Genomic DNA, 20,951 nt, shown 5'->3' with positions numbered 1-20,951 from the left:
CCTTCGGCGGATCGGGATAGTTCCATGTCGACAGTGAAATACACCGCGGAACCGGACGGAACGTTTGTAGCGCCCCGGGTGGTGCCGGTGTCCAGGGGGCGGATCGTCGTCAACTGGATCACCTCCACGGACCACAAGACCATCGGCTACATGTACCTGATCACGTCCTTCGTCTTTTTCTCGCTGGCCGGTGTGATGGCACTGATTATCCGCGCCGAGCTGTTTGAACCGGGGATGCAGATCCTGCAGACGCGGGAGCAGTACAACCAGCTCTTCACGATGCACGGCACCGCCATGCTGCTGATGTTTGCCACTCCGCTTTTCGCCGGCTTCGCGAACGTGATCATGCCGCTGCAGATCGGGGCGCCCGACGTCGCGTTCCCGCGCCTGAACGCCTTGGCATTCTGGTTCTTCCTGTTTGGCTCGCTGATTGCACTGTCCGGGTTTATCACCCCGCAGGGCACCGCGTCCTTCGGCTGGACAGCCTATACGCCGCTGTCCAACGTCGCGTTCAGCCCCGGCCTCGGCGGTGACCTGTGGGTCTTCGGACTGGCGTTATCCGGCTTCGGCACCATCCTGGGCTCGGTCAACTTTGTCACCACCATCATCTGCCTGCGCGCGCCCGGCATGACCATGTGGCGGATGCCGATCTTCACCTGGAACACCCTCGTGACGGCGATTCTGGTCCTGATGGCGTTCCCGCCCCTGGCCGCAGCACTGTTCGCCCTGGGCGCGGACCGGCGCTTCGGGGCGGACATCTTCAACCCGGAACGCGGCGGCTCCATCCTCTGGCAGCACCTGTTCTGGTTCTTCGGCCATCCCGAGGTCTACATCATCGCGCTGCCGTTCTTCGGCATCGTCTCCGAAATCCTCCCGGTGTTCAGCCGGAAATCCATTTTCGGCTACAAGGGCCTGGTGTTCGCCACGATTGCCATCGCCGCCCTGTCGATGACCGTTTGGGCGCACCACATGTATGTGACCGGCGCCGTTATGCTGCCCTTCTTCTCCTTCATGACCATGCTGATCGCAGTGCCCACCGGGGTGAAGTTCTTCAACTGGATCGGCACCATGTGGCGGGGGTCCATTACCTTCGAAACCCCCATGCTCTGGAGCATCGGCTTCCTGATCACGTTCCTCTTCGGCGGACTGACCGGCATCATCCTGTCCTCCCCGCCGCTGGACTTCCACGTCTCGGACACGTATTTCGTGGTGGCGCACTTCCACTACGTGGTGTTCGGGACCGTGGTCTTTGCAATGTTCGCGGGATTCTATTTCTGGTGGCCCAAATTCACCGGGAAAATGCTGAACGAACGGCTCGGCAAGATCCACTTCTGGCTGCTTTTCCTGGGTTTCCACACCACGTTCCTGATCCAGCATTGGCTGGGCGTGCTGGGGATGCCCCGGCGATACGCCGACTACCTGGTGGAGGACAACTTCGCCGGAATGAACCAGCTCTCCACCATCGGATCGGGCATCCTGGCGCTGTCCATGATTCCCTTCTTCTGGAATGTCTACAGCACCTGGCGGCACGGCAAGAAGGTCGAGGTGGATGATCCGTGGGGCTTCGGCGGATCGCTGGAGTGGGCCACTTCCTGCCCGCCGCCGCGGCACAACTTCACCTCGCTGCCGAAGATCCGCTCGGAACGGCCCGCGCTGGACCTCCACCATCCCGAACTGATGGCGCGCGCGAACTCCGACACGAATTCGCCGGCGGAAAAACTGTTCGGTGCTGCGGATATGGGCAGCGAGCAGCCGCGCAATCCCGATCCGCGGCAATAGGTAACTACTGCAGCCGCCGCCGCGGTTCCCGGGCCCTTACCGGCAGGGAACCGCGGCGGCGATTGTGTTTACGGCGCTTCGGTTTGGCTGAGCCGATTTTGTTCCGGGTGGTCACCAGCCGTTGACCCTGCCAAGGGGCGGGCCTAGGGTCAACGCATCATCACCGTGGATGTGGAAACAAAAACAAAGGAGTTTTTGTGACGACTGCTGCTGCGTTCCAACAGCCCCTCGACCCGATTGCCGGTTCCCTGGCCCTGTCCGCCATCCTGGCCGCGCTGCCGCTGCTGATTCTGTTTGTCCTGCTGGGCGTGTTCCGGATGAAGGCCTACCAGGCGGCACTGATCAGCCTGGCACTGTCCATCATCCTTGCCGTCGTGGGCTGGAAGATGCCGGTGGGGCAGGTCCTTTCAGCCACGGGGCTCGGCGCCTTCTATGCCATCTTCCCCATCCTCTGGATCCTGATTAACGCCCTGTGGATCTACAAGCTGACCGTGGCAACGCCGTGGTTTGAGGTCCTGGGGCGCACCATCCGCTCCATCTCGGACGATCTGCGCATCCTGTCCATCCTGATCGCCTTCTGCTTCGGCGCCCTGCTGGAATCCCTGGCCGGCTTCGGAGCGCCCGTAGCCATCGCGGCTGCCATGCTGATGGCCGCAGGCATGAAGCCGCTGAAATCCGCCATGGTCGCCCTGCTGGCGAACACGGCGCCGGTGGCCTTCGGCGCCATGGCGGCACCGATCATCGCGCTGAACGGTGTCACGGGCATCCCGCTGCAGGAACTGTCCTCCATGACCGGACGGCAGACACCCTTCATTGCGCTGGTGGTTCCGCTGATCCTGGTCTTCCTGGTGGACGGTAAACGCGGTCTGCGGCAGACGTGGCCGGTAGCACTCGTCGCCGGAGCGGCCTTCGGGCTGGCACAGTTCGCGGCCTCGAACTTCTTCATTGTGGAACTGACCGACGTCGTTGCCGCCGTCGTGACAGTAGTGGCAGTACTCCTGATGCTCCGGGTCTGGCAGCCGTCCGAGATCATCGGCATGACCGGTGAAACCCGCGAGGCCGAGAAGGCAGGGGAAACCGCGTCGGTGTCGGAAACGGAATCCGTCGGAACGGACACCCTCACCGGAGCGGGCCGCGGTTCCGCACCAGGGGCCGGAACCAGTGCCGCAAGCGGAGGGGCTGCCGGGGGAGCAACCGCCGTGGGCGCGGGGGCCGACGGCGGGGAGGGAGACGGAGCTGCCAGCGGCACCACCACCGGACGGCCCTCCGGACACGATGTCTGGATGGCCATCGCACCTTATCTGGTGATCATCGTGGTGTTCTCCATTGCCCAGGTTCCCGTGGTCAAGACCTGGCTGACCAGCATCGGCAGCACCACGTTCCTGTGGCCGGGACTCGACGTCACCGGAAACAACGGCAAACCGGCGGCTGCCCAGACACTGCGTTTTGACCACATCCGGGCCACCGGCACCCTGCTGCTTTTCTCCGGCATCATCACCATGGTGCTGTACCGGATCGCGGCGGGCCGCGGAGTACGCGTCTACGGAGAAACGCTGAAGCAGCTGCGCTGGACCATCCTGACCGTCTGCTCCGTGCTGGCCCTGTCCTTCGTGATGAACCTTTCCGGCCAGACCACCACCCTCGGGGTCGCCCTGGCCTCCGCGGGAAGCTTCTTCGCACTGCTTTCCCCTCTGCTGGGGTGGATCGGCGTGGCCCTTACGGGTTCCGACACCTCCTCGAACTCCCTGTTCGGCGCCCTGCAGGTAGCCGCGGCCAACGAAACCGGGCTGTCGCCCACGCTCATGGCCGCAGCCAACTCCTCCGCAGGCGTTATGGGCAAGATGCTTTCGCTGCAGAACCTGGCCATCGCCTCCGCCGCTGTAGGCCTGGAGGGGGCGGAAGGAACCCTGCTGCGCAAACTCATCGGCTGGAGCCTTGGCCTGCTGGCGTTCATCACCGTGCTGATCTGGCTGCAGTCCACGTCGATTCTTGGCTGGATGGTCCCCTAATCCCTGCCCGAACCACCTCCCCGAACTACAAGGAGAAGTCCCGTGAGCACGCACTCCCTCAACCCGGTTCCCGCTAACACTGCCGGCTCCGGCAGCACCGTCCTAAGCGGCTTCCCTTCCGTTTCCTTCCTGGAAGCGGACCGGCAACGGGTGAGCACCGACAGGTCCGGCTTCGTTCCGGAATCGCTGCCGGACGGCGTGGTGCTCGCCCGCACCGCCGACGACGTCGTCGCCACCCTCAAGTTGGCCACCGAACACCGCATACCCGTGGTTCCGCGGGGAGCCGGCACCGGGCTCGCCGCGGCGTCGTCCTCCCGGGCCGGGGAACTGGTGCTCGATGTTTCGGGCATGAACCGGATCCTGCGCATCGACCCCGTGGAGCAGTTGGCCGTGGTGGAGCCCGGAGTGCTCAACGCCGACCTCAATGCGGCCGCCGCGGAGTATGGGCTCTTCTATGCACCGGATCCGGCAAGCACCGCCATCTGCAGCATCGGCGGCAACATCGCCACGAACGCCGGCGGCATGCGCTGCGCCAAGTACGGCGTCACCCGGGAATCGGTGCTGGCCCTGCGCGTGATCCTGGCGGACGGACGGGAACTGCGGACCGGCCGCGAAACCATCAAGGGTGTCAGCGGCTATGACCTCAACGCCCTGATGATCGGTTCGGAGGGGACGCTGGGGGTGGTGGTCGAAGCCACGCTGCGGCTGCGCCCGCTACCGGTGCATACCGCCACAGTGGCTGCCTTCTTCCCGGACGTCACCGCCGCTGCCCAGGCCGCGTCCGCCGTCGTAGCCGCCCGGATCCAGCCGTCCGTGATGGAGCTGATGGACGGACAAACGCTGGAAGCGGTGGATATGGCCATGGGGACGGATTACCGCTCAAAGGGCGGAGCGTTCCTGCTGGTGCAGACGGACGGGTACGGTGCGTTCCTTGAACAGGACGTGGTGATGGACGTCCTGACGACGCTGGGCAGCTGCGAAAGGGCCGTCGACGACGAGCACGCCGCCGCGCTGATCACTGCGCGCCGGGAAGCCATCCCCTCACTGGAGAAGCTGGGCCGGGTGTCGATCGGCGATATCGGCGTTCCCCGGGGACGGCTGGCGGAAGTGGTGACTGGGCTCGAAGAAATCTCCGCGCGCACCGGGGTCCGCATCTTCACCATCGCGCATGCCTCCGACGGGAACCTGCATCCCATGATCGTGCTGGATCCGGAGGACTCGGTCACCACCGGTCCGGCGAAAGCGGCCCTGGGGGAGATGTTCCACCTTGCCCATGGACTGGGCGGCACCCTCACCGGCGAACACGGCATCGGGCTGCTCAAGCGGGATTGGCTGGCAGAGGAGCTGGGCGAGGTATCCCTCGAGGTCATGCACACCATCCGCACCGCCCTGGACCCGCTGGGCATCCTCAACCCGGGAAAGGCGCTCTAGGCCGGGCCGGCCCCCGGGACCGGCGCAACAGTAGCCGGGGGCGCCGCGGTGCCGGGGTTTCGGTGGCGCACGCCCCAGACGGGGCCTACCCTGTGCAGTCCACCAGCTGTTTATCCCCGTGAGGAGGGGCCATGCGCCGACTGCCCTTGGTTACTGTTGCCGACAAACTGGAAAACGCGGGCTGGCTGGACCCTGCAGCCGGCTGGATGGCGAAGACCGTGAAGTCGGTGCTGCCCTGGCCTGCCGTCCGGGACGTCCTGCACGGCGTCCCCTTGGGACATCCCCTGCACCCGCTGATGATCGTGGTGCCGCTGGGAGCGTGGGTTTCCGCTGCCGTGCTGGACGTGCTGCCCGGTAACGAGCGGGCCGCCCGGACCCTGGTTGGCGTGGGCGTAGCAGCGGCTGGTCCCACGGCGCTCGCGGGCGCCGCGGACTTCTCCCAGCTGGATACCGAACAGCGGCGCACCGGAATTGTGCACCAGGGCGCCAACGCACTCGCCGTCGGCCTCTATTCCGCCTCCTGGCTGGTGCGGGGGCGGGGCCGGACGGGCCTGGGCCGGGTCCTGGCCTTCACCGGCCTTGCAGTCACCGGTGCCGGCGGCTTCCTGGGCGGACACCTGTCCTACCGGCAGGGGGCGGGAGTCAACCGCAATGGGGACTTCGCCGGGAAGGTGCCGGAAGGCTGGCACTCGCTGGGACCCGCGGCGTCGTTCGCTTCGGGGGTTCCGCAGCCGGCCCGGCTCGGAACGGTGAACCTCATGGTGCTTAAACGGACCGACGGCGCCGCGGACGGTGCGGTTTCCGTCCTGGCGGACACATGCAGCCATCTCGGCGGTCCCCTGCACGAGGGTGAGCTCCGCCAAGTGAAAAACGAGCTGTGCATTGTCTGTCCCTGGCACGGCAGCACGTTCTCCGTGCAGTCGGGTGAAGTGGTGCACGGACCGGCTACCTCCCCGCAGCCGGTTTTTTCCACCCGGATCCGGGACGGTCTGCTGGAAGTGAGCGTTAAGCCTTAAACCTGTCCGCTGCACTACGCAAGGAGCCTGCAATGCGTACAACTTCACTGGGAGCCAATGGTCCAGAGGTCGGCGTCATCGGCCTGGGTTGCATGGGCATGAGCTACGCCTACGACATGAATGCGGAACGCGACGACGAAACCTCTATCTCGGTAATCCGCGGAGCGATCGAACTCGGGACCACCCTGATTGACACCGCCGACGTGTACGGCCCCTACACCAATGAGGAACTCGTGGGGCAGGCGTTGAAGGACGGCTACCGGGAGCGGGTGGTGCTGTCTACCAAGGTGGGGCTGGAGGTCAGCAACGAGGCCCCGGCTGCCGGAACCATGCCCGGACTGAAGAAGGACGGCCGCCCCGAGCACATCCGCGCATCCATCGATGCGAGCCTGCGCCGGCTCGGCACCGATCACGTGGACTTATACATCCTGCACCGGGTGGATCCGCAGGTGCCGCTTGAGGAATCCTGGGGCGCCATGGCCCAGGTGGTCCGTGACGGCAAGGCCCGGGCCATCGGCCTGTCCGAGGCCGGCGTGGAACAGATCCGGCTGGCGCAGACGGTGCATCCGGTGACCGCCGTGCAGTCCGAACTCTCGCTCTGGACCCGGGACCGGCTGGCCGACGTCGTGCCCTACTGCGAGGAGCAGGGGATGGCGTTCCTGCCCTTCTCGCCGCTGGGCCGCGGTTTCCTCACCGGCCGCTTCACCTCCTTCGACGACCTGCCCGCTGATGACATGCGCCGCAGGCTTCCGCGCTTCCAGCAGGAGAACCTCAAGGCAAACCTCGCCATTGTGCAACGGGTGCACGACGTCGCGGCACGGGTGGGGGCCACGCCCGCCCAGGTGGCGCTGGCGTGGACGGTGGCCCAGGGCCGGCGGGTAATTCCGATTCCCGGCACCAAGACCCCCAAATACCTGCGCGAAAACGTGGGTGCCGGGGACCTGGTGCTCAGTGGCGAGGACCTGGCATTGCTCAATGACGCACCGCAGCCGGAGGGCGCCCGGTACTGACCCGGCGGATCGCGTCAGGCCCCGCCCACTGCCGTCAGATCCGCGCGGACCTGCTCGGGTATCGACGCCTTCCGGAATCGTTTGCACCGAGTGCAATGATGCACGTAGTGTAGAAACGTGCTCACCACCCTCCCGGTTGAAGACCGCCGCAAAGCGCTGAAAAGCCGCCACCGGCAGGACATTGTTGCTGCCGCGGCCGCGCTGATGGACGAACGCCAGGCCACGGACTTCACCGTGGACGAGTTGGCGCAGCGCGCAGACGTTTCGCGCCGCACGGTGTTCAACCACTTTGCCTCCATCAACGACATTGTCTCGGAGGTGTGCAGCGACATACTCAGCGCCGCCGTCGCCAGCCTGACCGCCGTCCCGGCGTCCGACGGCCCGGCCGTGCTGGACGAAATTGCCGAGGCCTTCCGCAAGGCGGACCTGGTGGCACCCATGGCCTACCTGAACCGCGTGCTCGGCGACGGCGGGCCGGCGGTGACGGCACATCCCATGGCCCTGCGGGCCTTCACCGAGCTCAGCGAACGGCTGTCAGCCGTGATGCTCAGCCGCCACCCCGAGGCCGACAAGCTCAGCGTGCACCTTCTGGTGGGCGCCCTGACCAGCGGGCTTGGGGTGCTGTACCACCACTGGCATTGCGCCACCGGCGCCGTCGACACCCCGGAGTCCCGGCGCAGCTGGGCGCGGATGCTGGACCAGCTCCTCGAAACCGTCCGTACCGGCCATGCCGCCGGACCGGCCGGCCAGGCCGGCCAACCCTGCCCTAGTTCCGTAGTTTCCTCCAACCATCCCTCTAAAGGACAGACTCTCAATGGCTGAATTCCTCTACCGCCTCGGAGCAGCTGCAGCCCGCCGTGCACGCACTGTGCTGGCGGCGTGGTTCGCAGTGCTCGTGGTGGCCGGCGTGGCCTTCACGCTCTTCAGCGGTACCCTCACCACCGCGTTCTCCATTCCCGACACGCCCACCACCCAGGTCACCGAACGCCTGCAGGAAAAGCTTCCGCAGGCATCGGGCGGCTCCGGCTCCGTGATGGTCCAGACGGAGGACGGCTCCCGCTTCACCGACGCCCAGCAGCAGGAAATCACCGCTCTGGTGAACAAGGCAGCCGAGATCGACGGCGTGGAAAACGTCATCGATCCGTTCGCCACCGAGGCGGACCGGGCCAAGCAGGGGCAGGAGCTCGAGGCAGGCCTGGCGCAGGTTGAGGCGGGCCGCGCCCAGATCGAGGACGGCCGCGCCCAGCTGGAGGCCGGGCAGGCCCAGCTCGACACCGCACGGCAGCAGGCCGAAGCAGCCGGCGCCCCCGCCGAAATGATGGCGGCGCTGGACGCGCAGCAGGCCGAACTGGATGCCAAGCGCGCGGAACTGGACGCCGGCAGTGAAGAGCTGGAAGCCGGCGCGGTGCAGGCCGAACAGGGTGCAGCCCTGCTGGACATGGCCAAGGAGATCCGCATGGTTTCCGAGGACGGCAGCGCCGCCATCCTGAACGTGACCTTCACGGATACGCAGATGGAAGTGACGGAGGAAACCAAGGACGCCCTGGTGGCCGTCTTTGAAGACGAGCCTATCGACGGGGTGAAAGTGGATTACTCCGCCGAGATCTCCGCCGCGGTGCCTGCACTCTTCGGCATCGGTGAAGTAGTTGGCCTCGTCATCGCAGGAATCGTCCTGTTTGTGATGCTGGGGACCCTGATCGGTGCCGGCCTGCCGCTGCTGACCGCCCTGATCGGTGTGGGCATCGGCGCCCTCGGCGCGCTGGCCTTCTCCGGCGTCGTCGAAATGGCGTCGGTAACCCCCGTACTCGGCCTGATGCTTGGCCTGGCAGTGGGCATTGACTACGCACTGTTCATCGTCAACCGGCATCGCCGGCAGCTCAAGACCGGCCTCTCCCTGCAGGAATCCATTGCGCTGGCCAACGGCACCTCCGGCAACGCCGTGGTGTTCGCCGGTGCCACCGTGTTCATCGCCCTGCTCGCCCTGAACATCACGGGCATCCCGTTCCTGGGCCTCATGGGAACCGTGGGGGCAGCCTGTGTTGCCATCGCTGTCCTGGTTGCGGTCACCCTGACCCCGGCACTGCTGAAGCTTGTAGGCATGCGCATCCTCAGCCGCAAGGAACGCGCTGCCATCACCCCGGCCGAGGGCGCCGACTCCAAGGAAGGCCGCCCGCAGCTCGCCGAGGCCAAGCCCATGTCGACCGGCCGTGCAGTGATCACGGTTGTTGCCTCCATTGCCGCGCTGCTGCTGCTGGCGGTGCCTTCCATGGACCTCCGGCTGAACCTTCCCGACGGTTCTTCCGAATCCCACGACACCACCCAGTACCGGGCTTACGCTGCAGTCTCTGAGAAGTTCGGGGAAGGCCAGAACGGCCCGCTGCTGCTGGTGGCCGAGCTGCCCGGCGAGCCTAGCGAAGAGGAAGCACTGGTAGCCCAGAACGAGATTGCCAGCGCCATCTTCGACCAGGACGATGTGGCGGCAGTGGCCCCCATCGGTACCTCCGAGGACCGCAGCGTGGCCGCCTTCCAGGTGATCCCGGAAGAAGGCCCCACGAGCGAATCCACCGAGGCCCTGGTGAACTCGCTGCGCGGCATGTCCCCGATTGAGGGTGAGAACGGCGACTACGAGATCGGCGTGGCCGGCTCCGCCAGCGGCAACATCGACATCTCCGAGAAGCTGGGCGAAGCCCTGCCGCTCTACCTCGGCGTGGTGGTGGGACTGTCCCTGCTGATCCTGATCCTGGTGTTCCGGTCCATCTTTGTTCCGATCATCGCCACGCTCGGCTTCATCCTGTCCTACTTCGCCGCGCTCGGCGGCGTGGTGGCCATCTACCAGTGGGGCTGGCTGTCCGGCATCTTCGGGGTGGAAACCCCCGGCCCGATCCTGAGCTTCCTGCCGACCATCCTGGCGGGCATCCTCTTCGGACTCGCCATGGACTACATGCTCTTCCTCGGTTCGGGCATGCGGGAGGCCTACGTCCACGGAGCCCCTGCACGCCTCGCCGTGGCGCAGGGCTTCCGCGCCGGCCGCTCGGTGGTTGCCGCGGCCGCCATCATCATGGCGTCCGTGTTCGGCGGGTTCATCTTCTCGCACAGCACGATGATCCGGCCGATTGGTTTCGCCCTGGCCTTCGGTGTCCTGGTTGATGCCTTCGTGGTCCGGATGCTGCTGATCCCGGCTCTGATGCACCTTGCCGGCGACAAGGCCTGGTGGCTGCCGAAGTGGGTGGACAAGATCCTGCCGGACGTCGACGTCGAGGGCGCGTCCCTGGAACGCCGCCATCCGCACGTCGATGAGCAGCACTCAGAGGTGGAGGAACCGGTCCGGAGCTAGTTTCCGCCCGTTTCCTGAGAACAAAAGGTGCCGCCCTTCCTTCGGGAAGGGCGGCACCTTTTTGGTTCGGGAATGGGAGTCCGGGAAGAGCGTGCCTAGACGGCTGCGGCCTCTTCGGCCGGAGCTTCCACGGACGCACGCGTGAGCAGCAGGAAGGACGCGGCGGCCAGGACCAGGAAACCGAGCATGGCGACGCCCATCGGCACGCCGGTCTCTTCGCCCCACAGGCCAACCAGCGGGGACACGAGGGCTGCCAGCAGGAACTGCAGGGAGCCCAGGAAAGCGGAGCCGGTGCCGGCGTGGTGCCCGGCCTCTTCGAGCGCCAGCGCCGTGGCGTTGCCGAAGATCAGGCCCAGGGAACCCTGGAAGACGGCGAACAGCACCAGGGTGGGGACTGTCGGGGTGCCGTTGGACACCGAAATGAGCATGCCGGCAGCCGCCAGGACGGCGACGGACAGGCCAACGGCGATCATCAGGCGGTACGGTGCCTTGCCCGCCAGGGCGGCAGCTACGGCACTGACGATGGTGATGGCGACGGCGTTCATGGCGAACACGAGTGAGAACCGGGTTTCGGACATGCCCAGGATGTTCTGGATGACGAACGGGGAGGCGGCGATGTACGCAAAGAGGCCAGCGAAGGAGAAGCAGAAGGTCAGCAGGTAGCCGGTGTAGTTGCGGTTGCGGAGTACTTCTCCCGCCACGCGGAAGGTGGTCTTGAGGCCGCCGCGGTTGCGGTCGGCGTCGGGCAGGGTTTCCTTCACTCCGAACAGTGCGCCCAGGAACATCAGCAGGACCAGGACCGCGAGGACCCAGAACACCATCCGCCAGCCGCCGGCGGCAATGATGCCGCCGCCGGCCAGCGGGCCGATCACGGGGGCAATGACGCTGATCATGGTCAGCACACCCAGCAGCTTGGCAGCTGCCGCGCCGCGGGAGGTGTCCGAGACAATGGCGCGGGCCAGCACAATGCCGGCGGCGCCGCCGAGGCCCTGCAGGAAGCGGGCGGTGGCCAGGATTTCAACGTTCGGGGCAGCGGCGCAGAGCACGGTGGCCAGCAAGGCAACGAAGGAGCCGACCAGCAGCGGCTTGCGGCGGCCGACGCCGTCGGAGAGCGGGCCGATAACCAGCTGACCGAGGGCCAGGCCCACCAGGAACGCCGTCATGGTGAGCTGGATGCCGGTGGCGCTGGTGTTCAGGTCATGCGCCATGTGCGGGAAGGCCGGCAGATACATGTCGATGGACAGCGGGGCCACCGCGGTCAGCAGGGCCAGGATGCCCGTCAGCATGCCGGCGTTGGGCCGCTTGGAGGGCGGTGCGGGGAGCGTGGTGCTCGTCATGGAAAACCTTCTTCTAAAACCGTTTAAGTGCCGAGCGAGCATAGCATATGTAGACATATATATCCTAAGATATGCGCTAGGATCGTTGGCATGACGAACGACGGCGCATCGGCGGCAACGCGCGAAATTGCGGACCTGCTGCGCGATCTTTCCTGGAACATCCACCGGAAGGCGCCCGAGATCACCGGGATCGAACCGCTGCCCAACACAGAGCTGGCCGTGCTCAAGCATGTGCTGGACAACCCGGGCCTGACGGTCACGGAACTCGCCCGGCTGATGGGGCTGAAGCAGAGCAATGCCAGCGCCGCCGTCCGTACGCTGGCCGACCGCGGGCTGGTGACGCGGTCGAGCAGCCCGACGGACCGGCGGGTCAGCCTCCTGCTGCCGACGGAAGAGGCGCGGGCGCAGAACGAGGTCATTGCCCACGCCTGGGCGGGGCCGATCCGTGCCGGGATCGAGCGGCTGAATGCCGACCAGCGGGAAGCGCTGGCGGCGGCATCGGGGGCGCTGGTTGCCCTGAACCGCACCATGCAGGCCCGGGGCTGAACGCCTGCTGCCGGTTCACACCGGCAGCAGAAAGGTAAACCGGCGGCCGAAATTCCCGTGACAGCCGGCGGCATGGGGTCCTAAGCTTCCGGCCATGGCTATCGCACGCGTTCCCAACACTGTTATCGACTGCCCGGATCCCGAGGCACTCGCCACCTTCTACGGCACCCTCCTGGACTGGAAGGTGGGTGTGGACGACGACGGCTGGGCCGACATCACCGACGTCACCGGCCAGCGCTTCGCCTTCCAGCGGGTGGAGGACTACACGCCGCCGGCCTGGCCCGGCCAGGACGTTCCCCAGCAGATGCATATCGACGTCGATGTGGATGACCTGGATGAGGCGGAAGCCGCTGTCCTCGCCCTTGGCGCCACCAAGCACGAGTACCAGCCGGGGGAGACCTTTCGGGTGTTCCTTGACCCGGCCGGCCATCCGTTCTGCCTCTGCGTCGGCTAGCAGGATGACTGAAGCCCGGCGCCCGCCCGGCATCGGGTGGGCAGAAATTCCGTGACAGCCGGCGGCAGGGTGCTCTAAGGTTCCAGCCATGGCTATTGCACGAGTACCCAGCACGGTTATCGACTGCCCGGACCCCGAGGCACTCGCCCTCTTCTACGGCGCCCTCCTGGACTGGAAGGTGGACCTGGACGGGTACGACGGCGACTGGACCGAAATCTCCGACGTCACCGGCCAGCGCTTCGCTTTCCAGCGGGTGGAAAACTACACTCCGCCGGTCTGGCCGGGCCAGGATGTTCCCCAGCAGATGCATATCGATGTCGATGTGGACGATCTGGACGAAGGGGAAGCCGCGGTTCTCGCGCTTGGGGCAACCAAACACGAGCAACAGCTGGGGAGGACTTTCCGCGTGTTCCTGGATCCGGCAGGTCATCCGTTCTGCCTCTGCCAGGCCTAGCCGTCCGGGGCGGCCGGCGTCCCGCAGATTAGCGGGCGAGGTTGTCCTCCAATGTGGCGGTGTGCGCGGCAAGCCGGGCGAACGCGCCCTCGGCCGCCCGCAGCTCGGCGGGCGTGCCCGCTTCGATGACCCGGCCGGCGTCGAGCACCACCACCTGATCCGCATTCTCCACGGTGGAGAGCCGGTGCGCGATGGTCAGCGTGGTGCGCCCGGCGGACAGCAGCTCGAGGGCTAGCTGCACCTGCGCTTCGGTGGTGTTGTCCAGCGCCGAGGTGGCCTCGTCCAGGACGAGCACCGGCGGATTGCGCAGGATGGTGCGGGCAATGGCGAGCCGCTGCTGCTCCCCGCCGGAGAAGCGGTGGCCGCGCGCACCCACCAGGGTGTCCAGGCCGTCGGGCAGGGCGCCGACGGTGTCGGCCATCTGCGCGGCGGCAAGCGCGGACCAGAGCTGCTCGTCGGTGGCGTCCGCCTCGGCCAGCAGCAGATTCTCGCGGATGGAGGCATGGATCAGGTAGGTCTCCTGCGAGACGACGCCGACAATCCGGGCGAGGTCCTCGGGGGCCAGGTCGCGCACGTCCACGCCGTCGATGGTGACGCGGCCGGAGCCGGTGTCATTGAGCCGCGGCAGCAGGGACGCCAGGGTGCTCTTGCCGGAGCCGGTGGGGCCGACGACGGCGGTGGCGGTCCCGGCGGGCAGCGTCAGGTCGATGCCGTGCAGGACTTCCGTGCCGTCGTCGTACGCAAAGTGCACGTCCTCGAACCGCACGTCGCCGCGCACGGTTGCCGGGTCCAGCCGGACCGGATTTTCGGCCGGCCGGATCTGCGGCTCGAGGTCCAGGTACTCGAAGATCCGGCTGAAGAACGCCAGCGCGGTCACCCACTGCACGCCGATGTTCAGCAGCCCCATGACCGGCCGGAAGATGCCGGCCTGCAGTCCGGTGAACGCCACCAGGGTGCCGATGGTCATGCCGCCGCTGGTGGCGGGGAAACCGGCGGCGAGGTAGATGACGGCCGGAATGGCGGCGAAGACAATCTGCATGGTGGCCATCCGCCAGCGCCCGGCGAGCTGGCTGCGCAGTTCCAGTCCCACCAGGGTTTCGGAGCGGGCGCGGAACCGGTCGGCGTCGCGCGGACCGGTGCCCAGCGTTTTGGCCAGCCGGACGCCCGAGACCGAGAGGCCCTCCTCCACCTGGGTGTGCAGGGCGGCGAGCTCGCGCTGGCGTTCGTCGGTGACGTCGCGGCGGATCATCGCCACGCGGCGGGAGAGCCAGATCGCCGGCGGGAGCACCACCAGCGAAATCAGGCTCAGGCCGGGGGAGAGTGCCACCATCGCCACGGCGGTGGCGACCGCCGTCGTGAGGTTGGATGCCACGCCCGTGGCGGTGGTGGTGACCACGGACTGCATGCCGGAGATATCGTGCGTGAGCCGGGACTGCACCTCCCCGCCGCGGGTGCGGGTGAAGAAGCCGAGCGACTGGGCCTGCAGATGGGTGAAGAGATCCACGCGCAGGGTGTGCATAACGCGCTGGCCCATGCTGGTGGCCAGCCAGGTCTGTACGACGCCGATGGCGGCGGTCAGGGCGGCCACGCCCACCATGGATGCGGTCAGGAACAGCAGCAGCCGGGTGTTGCCGTGCGGCAGTGCGTCGTCAATCACCGCGCGGACCAGGAACGGCTGTGCCAGGCCGACCACCGACGAGGCAGTGATCAGCAGGACGACGACGGCGATGGTCCCCTTGTGCGGGGCGAATAGTGCGGCGATGCGCCGCAGGTGAACCGGATGCCGGTTCAGTTGCTTTTGGTCGGCGGGATTCAGCTTTGCGGGGCCGCGGCCGCCGCCTGGTCCCCTGCCGCTTCCGGGGCCTTCGGGGGCCGCTTCGGGAATAGCCATGGTTCCTCCTGTCGCTGCCGGAAGATGCGATTCGGCAGCTAATGCAGAGGTTACCTCATTATGTGGTTACCGCGAAATGGGTAGACTGTTTTCATGACTGATGCTTCTGCCGATCCGGCCGCCCTGGGGGAACTGATGCATACGGCGTTCCGCGGACTGCGGAAGCGCTGGATGCAGCAGCTGGCCCCGTATGACCTGACGCCGCACCAGTTCCGGGCGCTGAGCGCCGTGGCACGGGCAGCGGCGCACGGGGCGGCACCGGACACGGCCGGGGTCGGCTGCGAGCCGGGGCTGCGGCTGAAGGAACTGGCGGAGCGGCTGCGCATTGCCCCGCGCTCGGCCACGGAGGTGGTGGACCAGTTGACTGCCAAGGGGCTGGTGGAGCGCCGGGCGCATCCGACCGACCGTCGGGCTACCCTGCTGACGCTGACGCAGGCAGGGGAGCGGCTGCGGGAAACGGTGCTGGCGGACCGGAAGCGCGAGGCGGACGAGTTCTTTTCCGTCCTGGAGCCGGGTGACCGGGCGGAGCTGGCGCGGATCCTGGGGGAACTTGGCGGAGGCAGGGACGGGTCCCGGCAAAACATGATGGAAAGCTAAGCAGCCTGATTTTCTCCTGTGGCGGTCGCTCTGTTAGATTTCGAACGGGAATTCCACGCATTGCTGCGTGCCTTCCTTGGCGGCAATTTGCCGGTGATTGAAAAAAGTCTCGATATAAGGTCTCTATTTCATGTGTAAAACGAGCGGTAAGTCCCTCACCCGGGCGGGTTTCGCGGCCCCGGCACGGCCCGCACTAAGTTCCTCGCCGCCCCCGAATCCTGCCCGCCCCTTGTAGGGCGCCGGCGCAGGACGGCCAGCGTACACAGCAGCTGCCGCGCGCCCCACGGGATGCCCGTGCCTTTCTCGCTCTTTTCCATCCGCTGAACCGCCCCGCTCACGCTTCGAACGGATCAACCGAAAGCAGGTGCAGGATGAATGCCCAGGCAGTAATCCAGCGCAACAACGTCCGGGTGCTTGGACGTCCCGATGGCCCTGTGCTGCTGCTGGTCCAGGGCTTTGGCTGCGACCAGGTGATCTGGGACCCGATCCTGCCGTTCTTCACGGACGCCTACAAAGTGGTGCTGTTTGATCATGTAGGAACCGGGGAGGCCGATCCGGAGGCTTACAACGCAGCAAAATACGCTGATCTGGAAGGTTATCTGGGCGACCTCATCGAGGTGCTGGATGCCCTGGATGTGCAGGACGCCACCATCGTGGGGCACAGCATTGCCGGCACCATGGCGCTGGCCGCCTCAGCGCGCACCCCTCGGATTGCACGCCTCATCCTGCTCTGCACCTCGCCCTGCTACGTCAACGACGAGGGCTATTCGGGTGGATTCGCCCCCGGCGACATCCAGAAGGTTATTGATGCGGTGGAGGCCAACTACCCCCTCTGGGCGAGGACGATGAGCGCGGGCATAGCGGGAGCGGACGCAGGCCCGGAGATCAATGACATATTGGCGGACCGGCTGTGCCGGTTGCATCCGGAGTACGTGCGGGACTTCCTGCGAATGAGCTTTGCCACGGACATCCGGCACCTGCTGCCCCTGGTATCTGTTCCGACCCTGGTGCTGCAGTCGCGGGCCGACCCGCTGACCCCGGAAACGGCGTCGTTGTACCTGCACCGGCATCTCCCCGGCAGCACGCTTGTGGAACTGGAAACGCGCGGCAACATGCCGCACATCATCAACCCCCGAGAGACGGCCGAGGCCATCCTCCAGTACCTGCCGACGGTTCAGGCATGACCGGCGCGACCAGCGCAGCGGCGGATGGTCCGCAGGCCGGCGACGGCGTGTACGAGGAGCACTTCCACGCGGCGGCTTCCGGGTACCTCGTCCTCACCACGGACGGAACGATCCTGGATGCCAACCGGACGCTGGCCTCCTGGACCGGGCATTCCCGGGAGGGGCTGCTCGGAGGCAACATCATTGACCTGATGCCGTTGGCAGACCAGGTGGTCTTCACCTCCTACGCCGTACCGCAGCTGGCCGTGGCGGGATGCTTCAACGAAATGGCGGCGGAGCTGGTATCCGCAGACGGGGACCTGATTCCGGTTCTCCTCTCCGGCGTGCGCTCGGAGGAAAAAGACGCCCGAGACGGGGCCGGCGTGGACCGGATCGCCGTCTTTAACGCCTCCGAACGCAGGCTCTACGAGCGGGAGCTGGTGGCTGCCCTGCGCAAAGCCGAGGCGGCTGAAGCAGCGCGGGCCGCAGCGGAAGAAGAAACCCGGGAAAAGCAGAAGGCACTGGAGGAGAAAGACCGCGTCCTGCAGGCGAATCTGGCGAAGAGCAGGGAGCGCGAAGCCTTACTGGAAACGGTGCTCAACACGATCGACGTCGGCCTGCTTGTGGTGGATGCGCAGGGCAGGACCATGCTGACAAACGCCCACCTCCAGTCCGCCTGGAACAGGGTGCAAACGGATGTCACCCCGGGCGGGGACCGGCCGATTTTCGGTCCGGACCGCGTCACGCCCCTGTCCGATGTCGAGAGTCCGGTGAGGCGGGCCGTCGCGGGTGAGTCCTTCTCGAACCGGTTGGTATGGTTCGGGTCCTTGGACCGTGGAAACCAGATGGCCCTCAATGTCTCCGCCCGGCCCATCAGGGCGGAAGGAGTGGTTTCCGGATCGGTGATCGTCTACAGCGATGTCAGCCGGTTGGTCCATGCCGTCGCGGCCCAGGAGGAATTCGTGGCGAGTGTGTCCCACGAACTGCGGACCCCGCTGACTTCGATCATGGGTTACCTTGACCTCGCGCTGGACGAGGAGGGACTGTCCCCGGTGGTGACCTCAGCGCTGAATGTTGCGCTGCGCAACTCGGAACGACTGTTGGCGCTGGTGTCCGATCTGCTGTCCGTAGCGTCCGGAGCCACCAAAATGGACCGCCGGCCGGTGGACCTGGCCGAAATCGTGCGGGCAGGCGTGGTGTCGGTATCCCCGAAGGCTACTGCGGGACGGGTAGACCTGGTGTCGGAGATTCCGGCCTCGCTGACGGCTGATGCGGATCCGCAGCGCCTGGCCCAGGTGGTCGATAATCTGCTGTCCAACGCCGTGAAGTACTCCCCGGACGGGGGAACGGTGACAATCCGCCTCGGGCAGGACGACCACGCGGTCCGCCTTTCCGTGGCAGACACCGGGATCGGAATGAGCGAAGCAGAACAGGAAAAGGTATTCACCAAGTTCTTCCGGTCCCGCCGTGCTGTCGCCTCGGCGGTGCCCGGGGTCGGGCTGGGCCTGGTGATCACCAAGAACATTGTGGAATCGCACGGGGGAAAGCTGAGCTTCGTCAGCAGTCCGGGGCAGGGAAGCGAGTTCACGGTGTCCCTGCCCCTGCCCCTGCCCCTGGCCGCGGAAACCGCGGCCGGAATCAGTCCCGCTCGTTAAGCTTCTTCAGCAGGTCGGTAAGGTTCTGCAGCTCGGACGAAGTCCAGCTCCCGAGCCGGTCCCGCAGGAGGGCCCGCTTCGCCGAGTGGGCATTCTCGAAACGGGCCCGGCCTTCCGGCGTCAGGTCCAGCAGCTGGACCCGCCCGTCGGAAGGGTTCGCCCGGCGGACCACCAGGCCCAGGGTTTCCAGCTGTGACACGGTCCGGCTGAGCAGGGCCTTGTCCACCTGAAGGGCCTCGGCCACGCTGCCCTGCGGACATTCGCCGCCGCGGTACAGGGTCATCAGCACCGTGAACCCCAGCGGCTGCACGCCCGGATGAACCGCTGCGGCGGCGTCCTTGAACGTCCCCCGAGCGGCGGCAAGCATCACCGAAAACTCGCGCTCCACTTCCAGGACGGCGGACTCGAAGGTGATGTTGTCAGCGTCCCCGGCTGCCGACGTCGTCACCCTATGCGTTGTTCTTCCCGGCCGGAACATCCTTTCCGGGCGCTACGTCCGGATCCTGCCCGGCTGCCTCTTCGGACACGGCGGCTACCGTTTCTGCAGTGGTCCCGGAGTCCTTCCCGGACGCCGCAGCAGCTTCTTCGGCCTGCATCTTCTCGTGCCGGGTCAGGCTGCCCAGCGGCAGGTTCGGCAGGAAGAGCACCGCCAGCAGGGTCAGGATCCCCAGCGGGGCGGCGATCATGAAGATGTGCGCCACCGAGGAGCCGTACACGGATTCCACAATGAGGCGCACGGATTCGGGCAGCGCTTTCACATTCGGGATGCTGCCGGAGGCCAGCGACGCGGCGACCGCCTTGCCCTCCTCGCCCAGCGCGCCGATGGCGGCCATCAGCTCGCCCTGCTTCTCGGCCAGACGGTCCGTCACCTGGGTGGCCAGCACCGCGCCCAGCGCGGAAACTCCGACGGTGCCGCCGATGGTGCGGAAGAAGTTGATGCTGGAGCTGGCGACGCCGAGATCCCGGGTGGAAACGTCGTTCTGCACCACAAGCACCAGGTTCTGCATCACCATGCCCACGCCGGCGCCGAGCAGGAACATGTACAGGGAAACCAGCCCGAAGTTCGTGTCATATTCGATGGTGCCCATGAGGACCAGGCCCACCGTCAGCAGCACGGAACCGACCACCACGTAGGCCTTCCATTTGCCGCTCTTGGTGATCATCCGGCCCACGATGGTGGAGATGATCAGCAGGCCTGCCATCATCGGGATGGTCATCAGCCCGGACATGGTCGCGGATGCGCCGCGGGCCAGCTGCATGTACTGGGACAGGAACACGGTGGTGCCGAACATGGCGACGCCGACGGCGAGGGAGCCGATCACTGCGAAGGTGAAGGTCCGGTTGCGGAACAGGGTCAGCGGGATCAGCGGCTCCGGGGCCTTCAGTTCCACGGCCACGAACGCGGCCAGGCCCAGCAGTGAACCGCCGACCATCCATGCGGTGGCCGCACTGGCCCAGCCGAAGTCGGTGCCGACCAGGGAAACCCAGATGAGCAGGCAGGACACGGATGCCGAAAGCAGCACGATGCCGGCGTAGTCGATCTGCACCTTGCGCTTCTTCAGCGGCGGCAGGTGCAGGGTCTTCTGGATCATCACCAGGGCGACGGCGGCAAGCGGCACGGCAACGTAGAAGTTCCAACGCCAGTTGACGGTGTCCGTGATGACGCCGCCGATCAGCGGCCCGCCCACCGTGGACAGGGCCATCACGGCGCCGAACAGGCCCATGTACCGGCCGCGTTCCCGCGGCGAAACAATGTCCGCCATGACAATCTGGGTCAGCGCGCCGAGGCCGCCGGCGCCGATGCCCTGCACCACGCGCATGGCGATCAGCCAGTCGGTGTTATGCGCGAAACCTGCCGCGGCGCTGGCGACAATGAAGATGATCAGGGCCAGTTGGACCAGGACCTTGCGGTTGAGCAGGTCTGCGAGCTTGCCCCAGATCGGGGTCGAAACCGCGGTGGCCAGCAGGGTGGCGGTGACCACCCAGGTGAAGGCGGCCTGGTCGCCGTCGAGGTCCGAGATGATCACCGGCAGCGAGGTGCTCACCACCGTATTCGCCAGCATCGAGACGAACATGCCCAGCAACAGGCCGGTCAGGGCCTGGAGAACGGCACGGTGCTTGCGCTTTGCTTCAGCCCGCACCTCGGCTCGGGTTGTGGGTGCGGCGCCCTGCGGGGCAGGGGAAACGGACATGGGGTACTCCAAAAAGCCGAACGACGGTTAAAGGTTGATTTATATCAACGGTACGTCCGGGGTTTTTGCTGCCCTGACCAGAT

General features: G+C 66.4%; 17 protein-coding genes. 13 read left to right on the top strand and 4 right to left on the bottom strand.

From position 1 onward, the window contains the following. Positions 1–24 precede the first annotated feature (24 nt). The 7 genes from ctaD to NNX34_RS04730 all read left to right on the top strand — a co-directional run bounded on the left by ctaD (position 25) and on the right by NNX34_RS04730 (position 10,579). Complete coding sequence (gene ctaD, locus NNX34_RS04760; protein ID WP_255765367.1) at positions 25–1,779, top strand: cytochrome c oxidase subunit I; 1,755 nt, start codon at positions 25–27, stop codon at positions 1,777–1,779. Positions 1,780–1,976: 197 nt separating this feature from the next. Continuing rightward, the gene (locus NNX34_RS04755) at positions 1,977–3,788 is read left to right on the top strand and encodes an L-lactate permease (RefSeq protein ID WP_255765366.1); all 1,812 of its coding nucleotides are present in this window, start codon (positions 1,977–1,979) and stop codon (positions 3,786–3,788) included. A 42-nt stretch (positions 3,789–3,830) separates the two neighbouring features. Then, positions 3,831–5,219, top strand: a complete 1,389-nt coding sequence (locus NNX34_RS04750) for an FAD-binding oxidoreductase (RefSeq protein ID WP_255765365.1) — start codon at positions 3,831–3,833, stop codon at positions 5,217–5,219. Positions 5,220–5,350: 131 nt separating this feature from the next. After that, entirely contained in the window at positions 5,351–6,235 is an 885-nt protein-coding gene (locus NNX34_RS04745; protein WP_255765364.1) for a Rieske 2Fe-2S domain-containing protein, read from the top strand. Between the two features lie 32 nt (positions 6,236–6,267). Further along, positions 6,268–7,245 carry an aldo/keto reductase gene (locus NNX34_RS04740; protein WP_255765363.1) on the top strand — a complete coding sequence of 326 codons (978 nt, stop codon included), beginning with the start codon at positions 6,268–6,270 and terminating at the stop codon, positions 7,243–7,245. A 117-nt stretch (positions 7,246–7,362) separates the two neighbouring features. Beyond that, positions 7,363–8,067: a TetR/AcrR family transcriptional regulator gene (locus NNX34_RS04735; protein ID WP_255765362.1), complete on the top strand. Its 705-nt coding sequence runs from the start codon at positions 7,363–7,365 to the stop codon at positions 8,065–8,067. After that, positions 8,060–10,579, top strand: a complete 2,520-nt coding sequence (locus NNX34_RS04730) for an MMPL family transporter (RefSeq protein WP_255765361.1) — start codon at positions 8,060–8,062, stop codon at positions 10,577–10,579. Before NNX34_RS04735 ends, NNX34_RS04730 begins: the two co-directional genes overlap by 8 nt. 95 nt (positions 10,580–10,674) lie before the next feature. Here NNX34_RS04730 and NNX34_RS04725 read toward each other — a convergent pair whose 3' ends face one another. Further along, on the bottom strand, positions 10,675–11,916 hold the full coding sequence (locus NNX34_RS04725) for a multidrug effflux MFS transporter (RefSeq protein ID WP_255765360.1): 1,242 nt from the start codon (positions 11,914–11,916) through the stop codon (positions 10,675–10,677). A gap of 90 nt (positions 11,917–12,006) precedes the next feature. Here NNX34_RS04725 and NNX34_RS04720 point away from each other — a divergent pair, with 90 nt between their 5' ends. From NNX34_RS04720 to NNX34_RS04710, 3 genes are all read left to right on the top strand, one after another. After that, a complete protein-coding gene (locus NNX34_RS04720) occupies positions 12,007–12,462 on the top strand; it encodes a MarR family winged helix-turn-helix transcriptional regulator (protein WP_255765359.1) in 456 nt (151 codons plus the stop codon). A gap of 94 nt (positions 12,463–12,556) precedes the next feature. Continuing rightward, a complete protein-coding gene (locus NNX34_RS04715) occupies positions 12,557–12,916 on the top strand; it encodes a VOC family protein (protein ID WP_255765358.1) in 360 nt (119 codons plus the stop codon). 88 nt (positions 12,917–13,004) lie between these two features. Next, entirely contained in the window at positions 13,005–13,370 is a 366-nt protein-coding gene (locus NNX34_RS04710; RefSeq protein ID WP_255765357.1) for a VOC family protein, read from the top strand. 28 nt (positions 13,371–13,398) lie between these two features. Here NNX34_RS04710 and NNX34_RS04705 read toward each other — a convergent pair whose 3' ends face one another. Beyond that, positions 13,399–15,261 (bottom strand): ABC transporter ATP-binding protein, encoded by a 1,863-nt coding sequence (locus NNX34_RS04705; protein ID WP_255765356.1) that lies wholly within the window; start codon positions 15,259–15,261, stop codon positions 13,399–13,401. A gap of 93 nt (positions 15,262–15,354) precedes the next feature. Between NNX34_RS04705 and NNX34_RS04700 the strand changes: the two genes are divergently transcribed. The 3 genes from NNX34_RS04700 to NNX34_RS04690 all read left to right on the top strand — a co-directional run bounded on the left by NNX34_RS04700 (position 15,355) and on the right by NNX34_RS04690 (position 18,676). Then, on the top strand, positions 15,355–15,858 hold the full coding sequence (locus NNX34_RS04700; RefSeq protein WP_255765355.1) for a MarR family winged helix-turn-helix transcriptional regulator: 504 nt from the start codon (positions 15,355–15,357) through the stop codon (positions 15,856–15,858). Between the two features lie 371 nt (positions 15,859–16,229). Next, positions 16,230–17,042, top strand: coding sequence for an alpha/beta fold hydrolase (locus NNX34_RS04695; protein ID WP_255765354.1), 813 nt, complete (start codon positions 16,230–16,232; stop codon positions 17,040–17,042). Then, on the top strand, positions 17,039–18,676 hold the full coding sequence (locus tag NNX34_RS04690) for a PAS domain-containing sensor histidine kinase (RefSeq protein ID WP_255765353.1): 1,638 nt from the start codon (positions 17,039–17,041) through the stop codon (positions 18,674–18,676). Before NNX34_RS04695 ends, NNX34_RS04690 begins: the two co-directional genes overlap by 4 nt. On the opposite strand, the gene NNX34_RS04685 is transcribed toward NNX34_RS04690, so the two are convergent. Further along, positions 18,660–19,124, bottom strand: coding sequence for a MarR family winged helix-turn-helix transcriptional regulator (locus NNX34_RS04685; protein WP_255765352.1), 465 nt, complete (start codon positions 19,122–19,124; stop codon positions 18,660–18,662). The two genes, NNX34_RS04690 and NNX34_RS04685, sit on opposite strands and share 17 nt — an antisense overlap. Position 19,125: 1 nt before the next feature. Continuing rightward, on the bottom strand, positions 19,126–20,868 hold the full coding sequence (locus NNX34_RS04680; RefSeq protein WP_255765351.1) for an MDR family MFS transporter: 1,743 nt from the start codon (positions 20,866–20,868) through the stop codon (positions 19,126–19,128). Between the last annotated feature and the right edge of the window lie 83 nt (positions 20,869–20,951).

Origin of the sequence: Arthrobacter sp. zg-Y1116, from assembly GCF_024385485.1 — a bacterium.
Classification (GTDB): Bacteria; Actinomycetota; Actinomycetes; order Actinomycetales; family Micrococcaceae; genus Arthrobacter_B.
The sequence above is the reverse complement of the archived record's forward strand: the minus strand, read 5'-3'. Positions and strand labels throughout refer to the sequence as shown.

Excerpts from the sequence above, each read along its gene's own strand:
- ctaD (WP_255765367.1), top strand. The coding sequence starts at position 25 with ATGTCGACAGTGAAATACACCGCGGAACCGGACGGAACGTTTGTAGCG.
- NNX34_RS04745 (WP_255765364.1), top strand. The coding sequence starts at position 5,351 with ATGCGCCGACTGCCCTTGGTTACTGTTGCCGACAAACTGGAAAACGCG.
- NNX34_RS04740 (WP_255765363.1), top strand. The coding sequence starts at position 6,268 with ATGCGTACAACTTCACTGGGAGCCAATGGTCCAGAGGTCGGCGTCATC.
- NNX34_RS04730 (WP_255765361.1), top strand. The coding sequence starts at position 8,060 with ATGGCTGAATTCCTCTACCGCCTCGGAGCAGCTGCAGCCCGCCGTGCA.
- NNX34_RS04725 (WP_255765360.1), bottom strand. The coding sequence starts at position 11,916 with ATGACGAGCACCACGCTCCCCGCACCGCCCTCCAAGCGGCCCAACGCC.
- NNX34_RS04720 (WP_255765359.1), top strand. The coding sequence starts at position 12,007 with ATGACGAACGACGGCGCATCGGCGGCAACGCGCGAAATTGCGGACCTG.
- NNX34_RS04715 (WP_255765358.1), top strand. The coding sequence starts at position 12,557 with ATGGCTATCGCACGCGTTCCCAACACTGTTATCGACTGCCCGGATCCC.
- NNX34_RS04710 (WP_255765357.1), top strand. The coding sequence starts at position 13,005 with ATGGCTATTGCACGAGTACCCAGCACGGTTATCGACTGCCCGGACCCC.
- NNX34_RS04705 (WP_255765356.1), bottom strand. The coding sequence starts at position 15,261 with ATGGCTATTCCCGAAGCGGCCCCCGAAGGCCCCGGAAGCGGCAGGGGA.
- NNX34_RS04700 (WP_255765355.1), top strand. The coding sequence starts at position 15,355 with ATGACTGATGCTTCTGCCGATCCGGCCGCCCTGGGGGAACTGATGCAT.
- NNX34_RS04695 (WP_255765354.1), top strand. The coding sequence starts at position 16,230 with ATGAATGCCCAGGCAGTAATCCAGCGCAACAACGTCCGGGTGCTTGGA.
- NNX34_RS04690 (WP_255765353.1), top strand. The coding sequence starts at position 17,039 with ATGACCGGCGCGACCAGCGCAGCGGCGGATGGTCCGCAGGCCGGCGAC.
- NNX34_RS04680 (WP_255765351.1), bottom strand. The coding sequence starts at position 20,868 with ATGTCCGTTTCCCCTGCCCCGCAGGGCGCCGCACCCACAACCCGAGCC.